The sequence below is a fragment of the Pantoea sp. GD03673 genome, assembly GCF_029844725.1.
In the GTDB taxonomy this organism is placed as follows: Bacteria; Pseudomonadota; Gammaproteobacteria; order Enterobacterales; family Enterobacteriaceae; genus Pantoea.
On record NZ_JAOCKJ010000010.1, the window covers coordinates 27,143 to 41,484 of the forward strand.

General features: G+C 52.5%; 11 protein-coding genes. 7 read left to right on the forward strand and 4 right to left on the reverse strand.

Annotated elements, in window-relative coordinates; translation table 11 throughout:
- The first annotated feature begins 278 nt into the window (after positions 1-278).
- Positions 279-2,252, forward strand: coding sequence for a methyl-accepting chemotaxis protein (locus tag N5J69_RS18515; protein WP_279772097.1), 1,974 nt, complete (start codon positions 279-281; stop codon positions 2,250-2,252).
- A 105-nt stretch (positions 2,253-2,357) separates the two neighbouring features.
- Positions 2,358-3,374 (forward strand): NAD(P)-dependent alcohol dehydrogenase, encoded by a 1,017-nt coding sequence (locus tag N5J69_RS18520; RefSeq protein WP_279772098.1) that lies wholly within the window; start codon positions 2,358-2,360, stop codon positions 3,372-3,374.
- 50 nt (positions 3,375-3,424) lie between these two features.
- On the opposite strand, the gene N5J69_RS18525 is transcribed toward N5J69_RS18520, so the two are convergent.
- Both N5J69_RS18525 and N5J69_RS18530 read right to left on the reverse strand, forming a co-directional pair.
- Positions 3,425-4,093, reverse strand: a complete 669-nt coding sequence (locus tag N5J69_RS18525; protein WP_279772099.1) for a DUF2268 domain-containing putative Zn-dependent protease — start codon at positions 4,091-4,093, stop codon at positions 3,425-3,427.
- 237 nt (positions 4,094-4,330) lie between these two features.
- Positions 4,331-4,732 carry an H-NS family nucleoid-associated regulatory protein gene (locus N5J69_RS18530; RefSeq protein WP_279772100.1) on the reverse strand — a complete coding sequence of 134 codons (402 nt, stop codon included), beginning with the start codon at positions 4,730-4,732 and terminating at the stop codon, positions 4,331-4,333.
- Positions 4,733-5,004: 272 nt separating this feature from the next.
- Between N5J69_RS18530 and N5J69_RS18535 the strand changes: the two genes are divergently transcribed.
- Together N5J69_RS18535 and N5J69_RS18540 are read left to right on the forward strand one after the other, a co-directional pair.
- Positions 5,005-6,576: a sensor domain-containing diguanylate cyclase gene (locus tag N5J69_RS18535; RefSeq protein ID WP_279772101.1), complete on the forward strand. Its 1,572-nt coding sequence runs from the start codon at positions 5,005-5,007 to the stop codon at positions 6,574-6,576.
- A 55-nt stretch (positions 6,577-6,631) separates the two neighbouring features.
- Positions 6,632-7,099, forward strand: coding sequence for a VOC family protein (locus N5J69_RS18540; RefSeq protein ID WP_279772174.1), 468 nt, complete (start codon positions 6,632-6,634; stop codon positions 7,097-7,099).
- A 198-nt stretch (positions 7,100-7,297) separates the two neighbouring features.
- Here the strand turns inward: N5J69_RS18540 and N5J69_RS18545 are convergent, their stop codons facing one another.
- Entirely contained in the window at positions 7,298-7,699 is a 402-nt protein-coding gene (locus tag N5J69_RS18545; RefSeq protein ID WP_098049800.1) for an H-NS family nucleoid-associated regulatory protein, read from the reverse strand.
- Positions 7,700-8,911: 1,212 nt separating this feature from the next.
- On the opposite strand from N5J69_RS18545, the gene N5J69_RS18550 reads away from it, so the two are divergent.
- From N5J69_RS18550 to feoB, 3 genes are all read left to right on the forward strand, one after another.
- Positions 8,912-9,073 carry a DUF2256 domain-containing protein gene (locus N5J69_RS18550; protein ID WP_279772102.1) on the forward strand — a complete coding sequence of 54 codons (162 nt, stop codon included), beginning with the start codon at positions 8,912-8,914 and terminating at the stop codon, positions 9,071-9,073.
- 850 nt (positions 9,074-9,923) lie between these two features.
- Positions 9,924-10,148, forward strand: a complete 225-nt coding sequence (locus N5J69_RS18555) for a FeoA domain-containing protein (RefSeq protein WP_279772103.1) — start codon at positions 9,924-9,926, stop codon at positions 10,146-10,148.
- Positions 10,148-12,475, forward strand: a complete 2,328-nt coding sequence (gene feoB, locus N5J69_RS18560; protein ID WP_279772104.1) for a Fe(2+) transporter permease subunit FeoB — start codon at positions 10,148-10,150, stop codon at positions 12,473-12,475. Before N5J69_RS18555 ends, feoB begins: the two co-directional genes overlap by 1 nt.
- A 329-nt stretch (positions 12,476-12,804) precedes the next feature.
- Here the strand turns inward: feoB and N5J69_RS18565 are convergent, their stop codons facing one another.
- Positions 12,805-13,842, reverse strand: a complete 1,038-nt coding sequence (locus N5J69_RS18565; protein WP_279772105.1) for a tyrosine-type recombinase/integrase — start codon at positions 13,840-13,842, stop codon at positions 12,805-12,807.
- Positions 13,843-14,342: the final 500 nt, after the last annotated feature.

Consider the following 14,342-nt stretch of genomic DNA (forward strand, 5'->3'; position numbering starts at 1 on the left):
CGGCATAGCTTTATATCTGCCCGGCATAGCGCCGTCCTGGGTTATTTTATGCTAATAAAATGTAACAAATTCATTCATTAAACCAACTGCAGCAATCGCTAAAGGTTTTCCCGCTGCTGGCGATAACCCCTTGGCGCTGAGCGCGCCGATCAATGATGAACCCGGCACTCAGCGACGAGTTCTGAACGCGAACGGACCTGCATTTAGCCCTCCTTTTTACACACACCAGAAAACGCGATTTAAGCGCAAATTACTCAAATAAAAGCGAAAATAATAATATGTCGATCATTCAGACGATCAAAAGACGCCTGCCTGTCACCCGTTTCGGGCGGAGCAGTCAGCCAGCGAATGGCACCTGGGACTGTCGTGCGCTGCCCGATTCACTTTCCGCCATCGGTTTGAGCGCACGTGCGGGCGGGATTCTGATGACCTTTGTTCCGCCGGAGGCGGATTTTCAGCGGGCCAGCCAGGCGTGGCAGCGCTTTAACTCCAGCGATCTGACGGTGCTGACGCTCTCGTCCAATGGCGCACTGAGCAGCAGCCGATCGCAAAGCACCTACTGTGAAGGCAATGGACCTGAGGGAAGCTACCTCTGGCTGCCTGACACGCTGATTGCCCGCCATGAGACGCACATTATCGATCTTCATGTTGCCGACACGCAGACCGCCAGCCAGCGTATCACCGCCATCCAGCAGGAGCTGATGCGGTTGCAGGTGCGGATGCCTCTCTCGGCCGAACGTACGTTCGCAATGATTTACTGCGACGGCTTATCGGCGTCAGAAGGTTTCCTGATGCAGGCCTGGTACAACAGCGGACGCTTTCCCTGCCTGGCGATTGGCGGTTCAGCCGGGGGCAAAATTACCTTTGATGGCACCTGGATTGGCGCGGGTGGCAGGGTGCTGCAGGGCAAAGCGGTCATTGTGTTCTGTCAGATGGCTCCGGGAAAATCATTTGCGCCCTTTAAAAGCCAGAACTTCACACCCCGCGAGCAGAGCTGGCTGATTGCCGAAGCCGATCCGATTGCGCGCACTGTGACATCCGTGTTTAACCGTCAGGGGCAGCAGCAGCCGTTTGTCACGTCGTTGTGTGAGCATCTTAACTGCACCGAAGCGCAGCTGAGCGAACGTCTGAAAGGGCTGACCTTTGGTGTCAAAGTCGGCGGGGAGTTCTTTATTCGCTCTATCGCCAAAATTGAATCGGGCGGCGTGCAGTTTTTCTGCGATCTTGAATTTGGCGATCGGCTCTTCCTGATGGAGGAAAAAGAGTTCAGACAGACGACACAGCAGGAATGGCAGGCTTTTACCGCCCGGCATGGTAAACCGGCGGCGATTCTGATGAACGACTGTATCCTGCGTCGGGTCGGTAATGCCGACAAACTGCATAATGCCCACTTCTTTAAAGGGATTGCCGCCGCCGGTTTTTCCAGCTTCGGTGAAATCCTGGGTGTGCCTATCAACCAGACGCTTTCTGCACTGGTGTTCTTTAATCATGACGTCAAAGCGATGAGCCAGTTCCCGGTGGAGTATGCCGGCTATGCGGCACACTACGCGCAGCGGGCCTTGCGCCGCTGGGAAGCGCTGAACAGTATTCAGACGCGGGTGCTGGATCGGGTTATCAACTATCAGCAGGCGCTGACGCCACTGATGGAGGCGCTACCGGTACTCGAAACGGCGACGCAGAGCCAGGGCGAAACGCTGAGTCTTGCAGAAAGCAGTATCCGTAACATCAGCAACATCGCCACTGAAAGTCAGCAGGCGCAGGGTCGGCTGGATGAAGGGCTGGACGATCTGGAAAAAATCTCCAACGGCATCAATGAGATTACGCATGGCATCAGCAATATTGCTTTCCAGACCAATATTCTGGCGCTGAATGCCGCAGTCGAAGCAGCACGCGCAGGCGAGGCGGGCCGTGGATTTGCCGTGGTTGCGGGTGAAGTTCGTCGTCTGGCGCACTCATCAAAAGAGCAGGCTGAAGCCACGGCAAGTAATATCGGCGAGGCGGTCACCACCATTTCACGTATCCGGCTGGTGGCCAGTGACTCGGCACAGACCGCTGCAGAGATGGCGGAGCGCAGCATCAGCGCGGCCGATACGCTGGCGGCCATGAATCAGCAGACCCGACATGAGCGCGCCGACATTGCGAAACATCTTGGCAGCCTGCGTGAACTGACGCAGGGAATGGACGCGATGCAGGAAGCGGTCGCGCAACTCAAAGTGTTACAAACGCTTTCCGGTGCGCAGGTTAAAGGCTGATTTATCAGCATAAAAGTCAAAAAACGTGCGGTGTAAGCGTAACGGCCAGGCAAGGCAGGCTTTCAGTTGTTACACTTGTCGGTGATTAACCACGCAGAGGTACTAATGAAAATCAAAAGTTATGCAGCCATGCAGGCTGGCCAGGCCCTTGAACGCTATGAGTACGATGCCGCCGAGCTGGCAGCCGAAGAAGTCGAAGTCCAGGTTGAATATTGTGGCGTCTGCCACTCAGACCTGTCGATGATCGATAACGAGTGGGGCATCTCTCAGTTCCCGGTGATTGCAGGACATGAAGTGATTGGCCGGGTCTCTGCCCTTGGTGAAGCGGCTAAAAGCAAAGGTCTGTCAGTCGGCCAGCGTGTAGGAATCGGCTGGACAGCCAAAAGCTGTCAGCACTGCGATGCCTGTATTAACGGCGAGCAGGTTAACTGTCAGCAGGGCAGCATCCCGACCATCATGAATAAGGGTGGATTTGCCGAGAAGCTGCGCGCTGACTGGCAATGGGTTATCCCGCTGCCGGAAAAACTGGATGCGGCGAGCGCCGGTCCGCTGCTGTGCGGCGGTATCACCGTATTTAAACCGCTGCTGATGAGCAACATTACGGCGACCAGCCGGGTTGGTGTGATTGGCATCGGCGGTCTGGGTCACATCGCGATCAAAATCCTGCACGCAATGGGTGCTGAAGTGGTGGCATTCAGCTCAACGCCGGATAAGAAGCAGTCCATTCTGGATATGGGTGCTGATGAAGTGGTTAACAGCCGTGATCCTGAAGCTCTGAAGAAGCAGGCGGGCCGTTTTGACCTGATCCTAAGCACAGTGGCCGTCGACCTGGACTGGAAACCTTATTTCGCGGCGCTGGCACCGCAGGGTAAATTCCACACCGTCGGTGCCTTGATGAAGCCAATTGAAGTGAGTGCTTTTGATCTGATTCTGGGTGACAAGGCGGTGACGGGTTCATCAACCGGTTCGCCAGGCCAGTTGCGTTCGCTGCTGCGCCTCGCTTCTCGCGCCGATATTGCGCCACAGGTTGAGTTCTTCCCGATGTCAGACATCAACAAAGCGCTGGATCACGTCCGCGCCGGTAAAGCCAATTACCGGGTGGTCCTGAAAGCTGATTTCTGATGTGAATCAGAACCGTCATGCCGCAGCCCGCTGCGGCATTTTTTTTACCGTCAGTTTCTCAGCAATCCCTCCGCCAGCCCCGCAGCGAGCACGTCATCGGCTGTCACACTGAACCATTTCTCTGTTACGCACTCCGCATTAGCACGTTGCCAGGCGGCTACCAGCTGATAACCCAGCGTATACCCATACCAGCGGCGATAATCACCCGTTCCGAAAAACCAGGCTGAATGATCATAATGAGGGCTTTGCAGCGTTGCCAGCGTCACGGGATTAGCCTGTAATTCACTGAGCGCAACGGCACGTTCCCAGGGTTCTGCGTCAGTTTTTAGCAGCCAGCAGACGAACTGACCAGCCAGGCCTTCACTGACCAGGGCTTCACCCAGCGTCCAGCCATATCCCGGATCGCGCATGCGTATGCAGTGATGGACTTCGTGAAGGATCTGTCGCACCAGCGTGCCATCGTCCAGCTTCTGTTTGAGATTCGGATTTGCCGGATCAATCGCCAGACTGAACAATGTGGAGTGATACGCCCGGCCTGCAAACCCTGTTTCAGGTATTACCGCGTCCGGTACGCACTGGACCAGCATATCCAGACGCGGAACGCGGGTGACAGAGGAGAGGTACTGGCAGGCAGTCTCAGCCGCGCTGACGATGGCCGATTTGAATTGCTCAACATCACCGGATGCCTCCAGCCAGTGTATTTTCCAGCGATCGTTCACCCTCTCTCCTCTTAAAAGTGAATAACCCGTTTCAGGTCTGTGATTAGTGCGGATTATCGGACTTTACACGGCGAATCGTTCAACAGGCAACGACGAAGGGTATTGCTGCTAAAAGAGAAGTCTGTCTATTGTTTGCGTTTATGAGCAGCCGGGAACGATGACCGGCATCCGGGGGCGTTCCATACCGGAATCATGCCACGCGATAGCGGTCACTCTTCCGGCAGGAGTGAATGGCGATTAAAGCAGGAAATCATCCAGCGACTGACCCTTTTCAAGCGCCGCCTTAATGACGGAAGGCGTGCGGCCCTGACCCGTCCAGTCATGAACCTGTCCCGTTTCATCGGTGTAACGGTATTTCGCCGGACGTTTTGCGCGTTTCTTTTTAACGGGCACGGCGAGAGCGTTGTTCGTCACCAGTTCTGCTGGATTAATCCCTTCTTCCATCAACAATTCCTGATAAAAAGCCAGCTTCTCCGCTTTCTCACGGGCTTCTGCTGCACGCGCACTTTCCTCTTCACGGCGCTCATTTACCACGGTCTCTAATTTCTGGCACAACTCTTCCAGCCTATCCAGAGCCATATTGCGCGCCTCTGCACGAAGCGTGCGGAAATTATTCAGGCTGCTCAGGTTCTTAGTCATAACATTCCTCAAATACTCAAGTTAATCAATCAAGTGCAAATTATTCAGCCGGCAAGGGTAACATTTACCTGCGTGAGAGTTGAAGGTTAAATGTGGATTTATTAGCTGTTAATGCTGCAGTATAGATAGTGATTGCGCCAGATAAGGAGAAGATTTAAGCGAATTCTGCTGGATAAATGCGGTTTTGCATTGTCTGACAGTGCTGGGGGCTTGCATTTTTGCTTTTAATTAACTGTGCTTTAATCAGTCAACAGGGTTTATTAAGGACAGGCATGAAGTTTCGCCGTAAAAATGATGCTCCGGCGTCAGAAATTTCGCCGCTGCTGAGAAGCATTATGCTCTCAGGGGTATTACTTACCGTGGCGGTTATAGGTCTTAATCTGTGGATGATGCGGGAAGACTGGAATGAAACCGTCAGTAAAGCTGAAGACACGGCGGTCAACCTGTCACTGTCGCAGGCACGGCAGGCTGACGATACGTTTCTGCAAACCGAACTTTCATTGCGCGAGGTGCAACGCGAGCTTGAAAAGCAGATCGCCATAAACGGTGTTGATGGCAAAGCGCTGAGTCAGACGATGCATCTGTTGCAGAGCCGCCTGCCGCAACTTCACGGCCTGTTCTACTATGATCAGTCGGGCCGGTGGATAGCGACCTCGATGAGCAGGATACCGCCGGGCATTGATAATTCCGATCGTGAGTATTTCGATTATCATCGCGCCAGCCCGCGAAATACCCTGCATATCGGCCCGGTGATACGCAGTCGCACCACGCATGAACTTGTCATTCCGGTTACTCTTCGCGTCAACGATGCTTTCCACGGTTTTAAGGGTGTTTTGCTCGCCACCATCAAAGTGGACTACTTTCGCCGTTTCTACAGCTACTACGAGCTCAGTGATGGTGATGTACTGGTGCTGATGCTGGCAGACAGTACGGTGCTGTATGCCCGCCCGATGCCCGACAGCTATATCGGCAAAAATATTTCCGTAAGCCCGCTGTTCCTGAAAATGCTGGCCAATTCCGATAAGGGCAGCGGTCAGTGGATGGCCGCGCTCGATGGTAAAAAACGCATCTTCGGCTTTGTCCGCTCACAGCGATATCCGCTGGTGGTCGCCGCTGGATACGACAAGCGTGCGCTTTTTAACCATTGGTTTAAGAGCTGGGTACAGGATCTCATTCTGAACCTGGCGCTGCTTGTCGTTATTATTTCACTGGGTGCGTTTGTGCTGCGTCAGGCGCGGCATACGCTGCGTTATCAGCGTGAGCTGACACGATTACGTGATGAGCTGACGGCAGCGAATCGCTTACTGGAGAATCAGGCACAAAGTGACGGGCTGACAGGGGTGGCTAACCGTCGTCATTTCGATCACATGCTGACAGAAAGCCTGCTGAACGCGGAGCTGAGCGGCCTGCCGGTGTCGCTGATTCTGTTCGACATCGACTATTTTAAACGTTACAACGACACTTACGGCCATGTAGCCGGTGATGACTGTCTGAAAAAAGTGGCTGGCGTTCTGAAGAACGTCGCGCGGCGTAAAAACGAACTCCCGGCCCGCTATGGCGGTGAAGAGTTCGCCATCATTCTGTCTGAACAACCGCTGTCCGCTGCGCTGGCTTTGGCGGAATCCATCATCGCAGCCGTTAACGAGCTTGCTATTCCACATATCACCTCCGAACTGCCGCAAAAACAGGTCACTCTGAGTACAGGATGCGCTGTGTATCTTGCTTCTGACGCACGACAGGGGAAACAGGCGTTGATTGAACGCGCTGATGAGGCCTTGTATCGCGCGAAACGGGCAGGGCGTAATCAGGTAATGTGCGAAGAGCGTGCGGCCAGGCACGCGTGATCAAATACTGAACTGCATCTGTGGCAGGGTGATCGCTCAACCTCGACAGGGAGCGATCATGTCAAACGATACCGGTTTTACTCATCTTGCTTTACAGGTCCGCGATTTAGACAAGAGCGTGGATTTTTATCAGCGTTATGCCGGGATGCAGGTCATACATCAGCGTGAGCCGGGTGTTGCGGAGGCGCAGAAAGTAGCATGGCTGTCAGACCTGACCCGACCTTTTGCCCTGGTGCTGGTGCAATCTGACAGCAGTGATGATACGCCTCTGGGGCCATTTGGTCATATTGGCGTAGCCTGTACCAGTCGCGAACAGATTGATGAAAAAGTTGCGATCGCACGGCGTGAAGGCGTCCTTCGACGTGCAGCACTGCAATCTGAAGCCCCCGTGGGTTACTGGGCATTTTTTGCCGATCCCGATGGTAATACGCTCGAACTTTCATACGGTCAGCAGATCGGGCTGGAAATCATCACGGCCCGCCAGTCTCAATCAGTTGAGAAAAATAATGGCTCAGGAAATTGAATAAAAGCGTTTACCTGTAACGGTGTTGCGCGGGGTATTTCAGGAGCGTGCCTGAACAGGATTGGGTATGAAGGGGATAAGCAACCTGTGAAAGGAAAGACAGAAGGCGTAGTGGCTGGTGGCTGATATGCCGGTATCAGATGCTGATAAAGAACCGCCTGATCAACGTCAGGCGGGATCTCATTCTGGCATTCCGAATTAAATCAGAAAATCGTCCAGTGATTTACCTGCATCGATAGCTGATTTAATAGCCGATGGGGTACGGCCCTGACCCGTCCACTGCTTTACGTCACCATTTTCGTCGGTGTACTGATATTTAGCCGGACGCGGCGCACGTTTTTTCTTCTCAGCAGGCGCAGTCGGCATACCATTTAACAGCTCATTAGGATCGATACCTTCCTGCAACAGCAATTCACGGTATTTTGCCAGTTTTTCAGCTTTTTCACGATTAGCCGCTTCTGAAGCCTGAGCTTCTTCACGTCGCTCACTGACCACAACCGACAGTTTTTCCAGCATTTCTTCCAGGGCAGCAAGGTCAAGCTCGCGGGCATTTGCGCGGAGTGTACGGATATTATTCAAGCTGTTGAGAGTGTCACTCATCAAAGTCACCATAGTCATGTTCAGATAATAAAAATACAGAGCGGGTTCACGCTGATGCTTTTCGTCAGACCTGCTTTTTTTAAAATGCTTGCCTTCGAAGAATCATAATACAGAACCAATAGTTCAACCTTAACATATTAATCTGTTTCTGAGAGAGTTGAAACTCTATTTAACGAATGCTCGTTAAACAAAAGTAAATTTACGCCATTTTTTACTCAGTTCACTCAAAATGCTTAAAATCCGTCTTACTGAGACACAGGGTAATTTAGCTGGGGGATGGATTAATCGTGCCGGTTCTTCTGTTGTGCCAGTGGTGTCGCTTCGCTATTCGTATGCGCGCTCTGAGCAAGGGGATAACGTGAGCTGTAAAGCTCATCCGCAGTTAACGCACAGAGCAATGATGTTGCGCATAATTACGTTGTAAAGATCCCGTAATGAATTATTGCGTTAATATATTTTCAGGTCAGCTGATACAGCGCCACAGTGATAAACTCATGATAATAAGTTGCTTTTGTGTGTAGCGCGCTTTAATTTCAGCAATGAAACATGACCCTGCCCGCGCTGCAAAATTGCCTGCCGGTTGGTTTTAAAATCAGTGAAATGTGCCGCACAATCCGACAGAGTTTAAGACAAATCATCACCTGATCACCGCCATTAAACTGATTATTTACGGTAATAATTACCCCGTGTTCAATCAAAGTCTGACGCTATTACGCTCATAACACACTGTGCATTCAGGCCTGGATGTCTTTATCCCCCGGATTATTGCTCACGGCGCATTAAATCCAGCTCTTCGTTGCTACGCTCCGGCCAGTGCTCAACCTCCACTTAGCCGTGATATTAACCCTGTTAACAACGTTCACATATCACCAGGCCGTCGCATAACACAGGGCCGGGTCATGAATAACCGGCCCGATCAATCCGGGCATGAACCACGCGAGACGGTAACCTGATGTAATTAACCCTTCCACGTCTCGCTTATGCAACGGTCATTTCCCGATTACAAAAAGCGAAATAGTTGCGAATAATAAATTCGCGCATTAAATCAGTTTAAACGTTGGGGTGATGACGTCACGCATCAGTATGGCCTGATCCGGACAGGCTGTGCTGCTGTTTTCAGTGACACTGATAAAGAATAACCGCAGGCTAAGCTACACTTAACCGACTAAGGCGTTAACGATAGCGCGATGATTGCTCCTGCAGAGGTCTGACGTGTTTAAAGGTAATAAAAAGTCATTGCCGGTTCGTTACTGTAAAACCTGTAATAAACCCATGTCATGGCGCAAAAAGTGGGAAAAGTGCTGGAATGACGTAATGTATTGCTCTGAACGTTGCCGGCGTCAGCGTACTGCACAGCAGAATGATGATGCGTAAATACCGGTAAAATCAGGCCAGGGTGCTGACGTGGCCTGACAGACGGCTATTGCTGAACTTCAATCTGCGATTTGTCTGTCCGACAGGGTGGGCATCAACGGTACAAACTCAACGAGAGTGCAATTCACGTCAATATCGACCTTCAACGCTGTAAAGAATAATCAGCCTCCTGATGAATGTTGTTTTAAAGCGAGATTCGGTGCAGCGTTGAAATGGATGTGAGAACGGGTCGTGCATTGAAGTAATGTCATACCCCGATGGAGTCGTGCTCAGCAGGGCGCATTTTTCCGTGGTCATCACTGTTACCCCATTTGATGCGGCAGGCCGATGAACAGGCACTTTATCTTCGCAGTAATAAATTTCAGGATAACCCGCTGGTGATAAGCAACATCCTCATCTGCGCGCTAAATAGTTACAACACCCTTTTAAGCGTTCTCAGTATGCCGGACGGAATTCTGACGGATATTGCCCCTTTCTGGCGAAACCCAAACGGAGCCGTCCTGACACACCGAGTGCCCATTGACTGGCCGCCCCGCAGGGCCCGAAGGGCCGTGATGATGTTTTAACAGCGTATGAATGATGTAACTAACAGGTTTACCTGACTCTTTCCGGGTTCTGGGGTGACGGTGTGGTTTATCGCAAAAGTGCATCCGCTCTTGCCAACGCAGAATGCGTCCGGACGATGAGCGCGAATCTTACCCACCCTGCCGCTGAAGCACCGCCCGTAATCCACGAAGTGCGCTGCTGTTACCCTGGTTAAGAATTTTCCCTGTCAGTACGATCCCAGATCAAACACCGAAACGCTTATCATTTATAAAATGAACGCTTCTTTATCAGAGCAGGGCGTGATATGGCAATTAACATGGGAAGCACCTACCGGATTCTGGGTTATCAGCCATCGGTAAACTCCACATGGCGCCAGAAATTACTGACGATGGGCATGCTGCCAGGGGCAGTGATTGAGGTTATTCGCGTGGCGCCTATGGGCGACCCGGTACAGATCCGTACCCGCCGCGTCAGCCTGGCGGTGCGACAGCGTGATCTGGCTGACATCATTCTGGAGGAAATCGTCTGATGAAAAAGATAACCATCGGGCTGATTGGAAATCCTAACACCGGTAAAACCACGCTGTTTAATCAGCTGACCGGGGCGCGCCAGCGGGTCGGGAACTGGGCTGGCGTCACGGTTGAACGTAAAGAAGGGCAGTTTTTTACCGCGCAGTCAGATGTCAGACTTATTGATCTGCCCGGCACCCGCTCCCTGACCACGCTATCCGCGGAAAGCGCCATTGATGAAAGCATCGCCTGCCAGTACCTTTATCAGGATAACGCCGATCTGGTGATTAACGTCGTGGATGCGTCCAGTCTGGAAAGCAACCTGTTCCTGACCTTCCAGCTGCTGGAGCTGGGCGTGCCCTGCATTGTTGCTCTGAACATGCAGGATATTGCCGCAAATCAGAACATCGTTATCGATGCCGAAGCGCTGTCAGATCGTCTGGGGTGTCCGGTGGTTTCCCTGACCTCAACCAAAGGCCAGGGCATTGCTCAGCTGAAAGCACTGATCGATCAGCCCCCTGTTTACCGCGCACCGGAACGGGTGCGTTATCCGGCCGCGATTGAAGAGGCGATTGAGCAGCTCTGCCTTAAGATGCCCGTGACGATAGCCCCGCAAAAGCGCTTCTGGCTGGCATTACAGTTGCTTGAAGGCGATATCAACAGCCAGAAACTGTGTCCTGAGCTGCTTCCCTTTCTGAACAGCACTATGCAGCAGGCGGAAGGTGATACTGGCGTACAGATTGCCGATTATCGCTATCGTGCCATCAACGCAGTTTGCGCGGCGGTCAGTAACATTCATCAGGCCATCCCGGCCAGCCTTACCCGCCAGATCGATAACATCGTGCTGGACCGCTGGCTTGGGATCCCGATATTCCTGGCCGTGATGTATGTGATGTTTGTACTCTCAATCAATATCGGTGCCGCGCTGCAGCCGCTGTTTGACGGGAGTTCGGTGGCAATATTCATTCATGGCGCGCAATGGCTGGGTTATGTCTGTCACTTCCCGACCTGGCTGACGGTTTTCCTGGCGCAGGGTCTCGGTGCCGGTATCAATACGGTGCTGCCCATCATTCCGCAGATTGGCCTGATGTTCCTGTTCCTCTCTTTCCTTGAGGATTCAGGCTATATGGCACGCGCCGCCTTTGTGATGGACAGGCTGATGCAGTCACTGGGCCTGCCGGGAAAATCCTTTGTGCCGCTGATTGTCGGCTTTGGCTGTAATGTGCCCGCGGTGATGGGGACGCGGACGCTGGACACACCGCGTGAGCGCCTGCTTACCGTGCTGATTGCTCCCTTTATGTCCTGCGGCGCACGGCTGGCCATCTTTGCCGTTTTTGCCGCCGCTTTCTTCGATGCACACAGTTCCAGCCTGGTATTTTCCCTCTATCTGCTGGGCATTGTTGTGGCGATTGCTACCGGGCTTGTGCTTAAGCATACGCTTCTGGGTGGCGAGGCTTCGCCGTTTATCATGGAGTTGCCGGTCTACCATCGGCCTCATTTTAAAAGCCTGCTGCTGCAGACCTGGCAACGGTTGAAAATGTTTGTGGTGCGTGCCGGTCAGGTCATCATCCTGGTGAGCATGCTGATTGGTTTGCTAAGCAGCTTTGCATTTAATGGCCAGTGGGTTGATGACATAAACCATTCTGCACTGGCGGCGACCAGCAAAGCGATCACCCCCGTGCTGTTACCCATCGGAGTGACGCAGGATAACTGGCAGGCGACAGTGGGACTGGTGAGCGGCATCATGGCGAAAGAGGTTGTGGTCGGTACGCTTAACAGCCTGTACACCACGGAGGCGATCCAGAGCAGTCCATTTGATCCGCAGGCTTTTAACCTGGCAGATGAACTGAAAGAGGCGCTGACAGAAACCTGGGCGGGCCTGACGGCGGCATTCAGAATTGATGCGCTGGCGCATCCCATCGATGCCAGCAAAGGCGATGGTGAGATGGCATCCGGTTCTGTGGGCGTAATGTCGGCCAAATTTGGCAGTGGGTTTGCCGCTTACAGCTACTTAATCTTTGTCCTGCTCTACATTCCCTGCGTCTCAGTGATGGGCGCTATCGCACGTGAGGCGGGAAAAAAATGGATGATGTTCTCCTTCTTCTGGGGGCTGAACATCGCCTATACCCTGGCCACGTTCTTTTATCAGATCGTCACTTTTAACGCGCATCCGTTATTCAGTGCGACCTGTCTGATAAGCCTTTTGTTACTGAACGGAATCATTCTTATGGCCCTCCGCAAAGCGGGAAGCAGGGTGCAGGCAATACCGGTCATGCTTCATGAGGAAAAGAGAAACTGTCGCGGCTGCCACGGCGGCTGTGATAAACAGAAAGGCTACGTTCAGTAAAGATAGACCCGTTGTGATGCGGGTTTACCCGTGTCGCAGCGGACAGAGGCGCGCGTTCTGTTGCCGACCGTGCTAAGCCTTAAAGGCTGTTCATTAACAGACCCGGGCGCACCCTGAGTATCAGCCGTTCCCTTTAGGCTGGCCTCTTGTTTCGAAGACAGATTCGCAGCAGGTTGTATGGCAGCATAAAGAGATCAATTAAATCAGCCGGATGAACCCGTCAGCCCCCGTCTCAGCGAGAAACCGTACCGGCTTACACACAGGCTGTCCACTTTTTCTGTGGATAACTCTGCCATGAAAACGCGTTAATTACGCGCTTTAGGGGGACATCAGCCGGTAATATCGGGTTCAGCAAATTGTTCCATGAATTCCACCATCGCACCTTTATGCGCTTCCACGTGACGAATATAGCGCATCAGTGTCTCCGGTTTTTTCCAGGTGCCTTCCTGCATAATCCGGGCGACAGGATACCCTTTATCTGCCATATCCTGAGCGGCACCGACCCTTGCGCTGTGACCGCTCCAGCCGGTATAGCGATTTTTGTTGGCCTTCACTGCGCTGCCTTTTCCAGCCGTGTGCCAGGCTCGGTTAAAAATCTGTTCCAGTGCCCGGGTGCTCATGGGTTTTTCGGCAATCAGTACCCGGCCTGAGCGGTGAACTGCATTGAAAAGCCAGGCATCAGGCTGGCTGGAAAGCCCGGACGCCGCGATCCACTGTTCGAGTTTCTGCGTTGAGCGGGTACTGAGCGCCTTGATCAATCCGCCGGTCTGAACAAGGGTTTTTGTCCATGCCACATCCAGAATGATTCGACCGTCAGCGGCACGCATCACGTCCCGCACCCGCAATCTCGACAATTCACTGATACGCAGTAGTGTTGCATAGGCGACATGCAAAAAAGCCAGATCGCGCAGAACCTGAAGGTTGTCAGAACCTGACCACTGCTTATCCAGCGCCATCAGATCTGTCAGCCTGAAGGGGACCGCCTGACCCGCACGCTCGCCGTTGACAACGGCGACCCGGTTAATCTTCTTCATGGTGCGAAAAACCAGCGGAGAGACATTGGGTACCAGCAGTCCGGCGTTACGGTGTAACATCGAAATTAATGCCGCATGCGAAGTGATGGTCGAAGAGGCCCGGCCACTTTCAGCCAGAAAAGTGAGGTAATCGCGCAAATCTTCTGCACTCATCGGCAGGAAGGTGCGCTGGTTATCTTCCGACCATTGATGACAGATTCGCATGACGCTGAGCAGCTGGCGCCAGGTGTTGGGTGAAAATGCGTCTTTATCCTGGACGAACTGTCTGAGCCGTTCAGCAATATCGCTGTTCCGGCTCACCGTCAGGCTGTTCAGTGGCCCTGCATCACTCATTTTCGCTCACTTATTAACCAGAAAACAGTATGATCGCGCTACATGAATTCTGAGAATTTACCAGGGGGGTAACCGGTCAGAATTTACGTAGCGTTGCCATTTTACAGAGCGGACTCTGCTGATTGTCATCATAACCCGACCCGATCATCATGTCATGATTTCGTATAAGAATAATTATACGAAGTCAGAAAGATTGCACGTTTTCTGTCTGATTTCTCCAGTCGGGGCCGGTTGCAGAACCGGATGTGGCGTAGGACAACCTGATAACAGGTCACCATATTGACGACACAGGCTGGCAGAGCACTGAACAAAAACCAGATGCCACAATAAATATCGTTATTTATGACGTGTTATTTCATTTACTACCGACCCTGAGTACAATCAGGTGGAAAAGATAAAATGCGTAGCGGATGGCAGAAATTATTAAACCGAAACTGCGTTAATAAAAATTTAACGTTCGCTAATGATGTTATCGACGCCTCAACGATTTTTCTGCATCG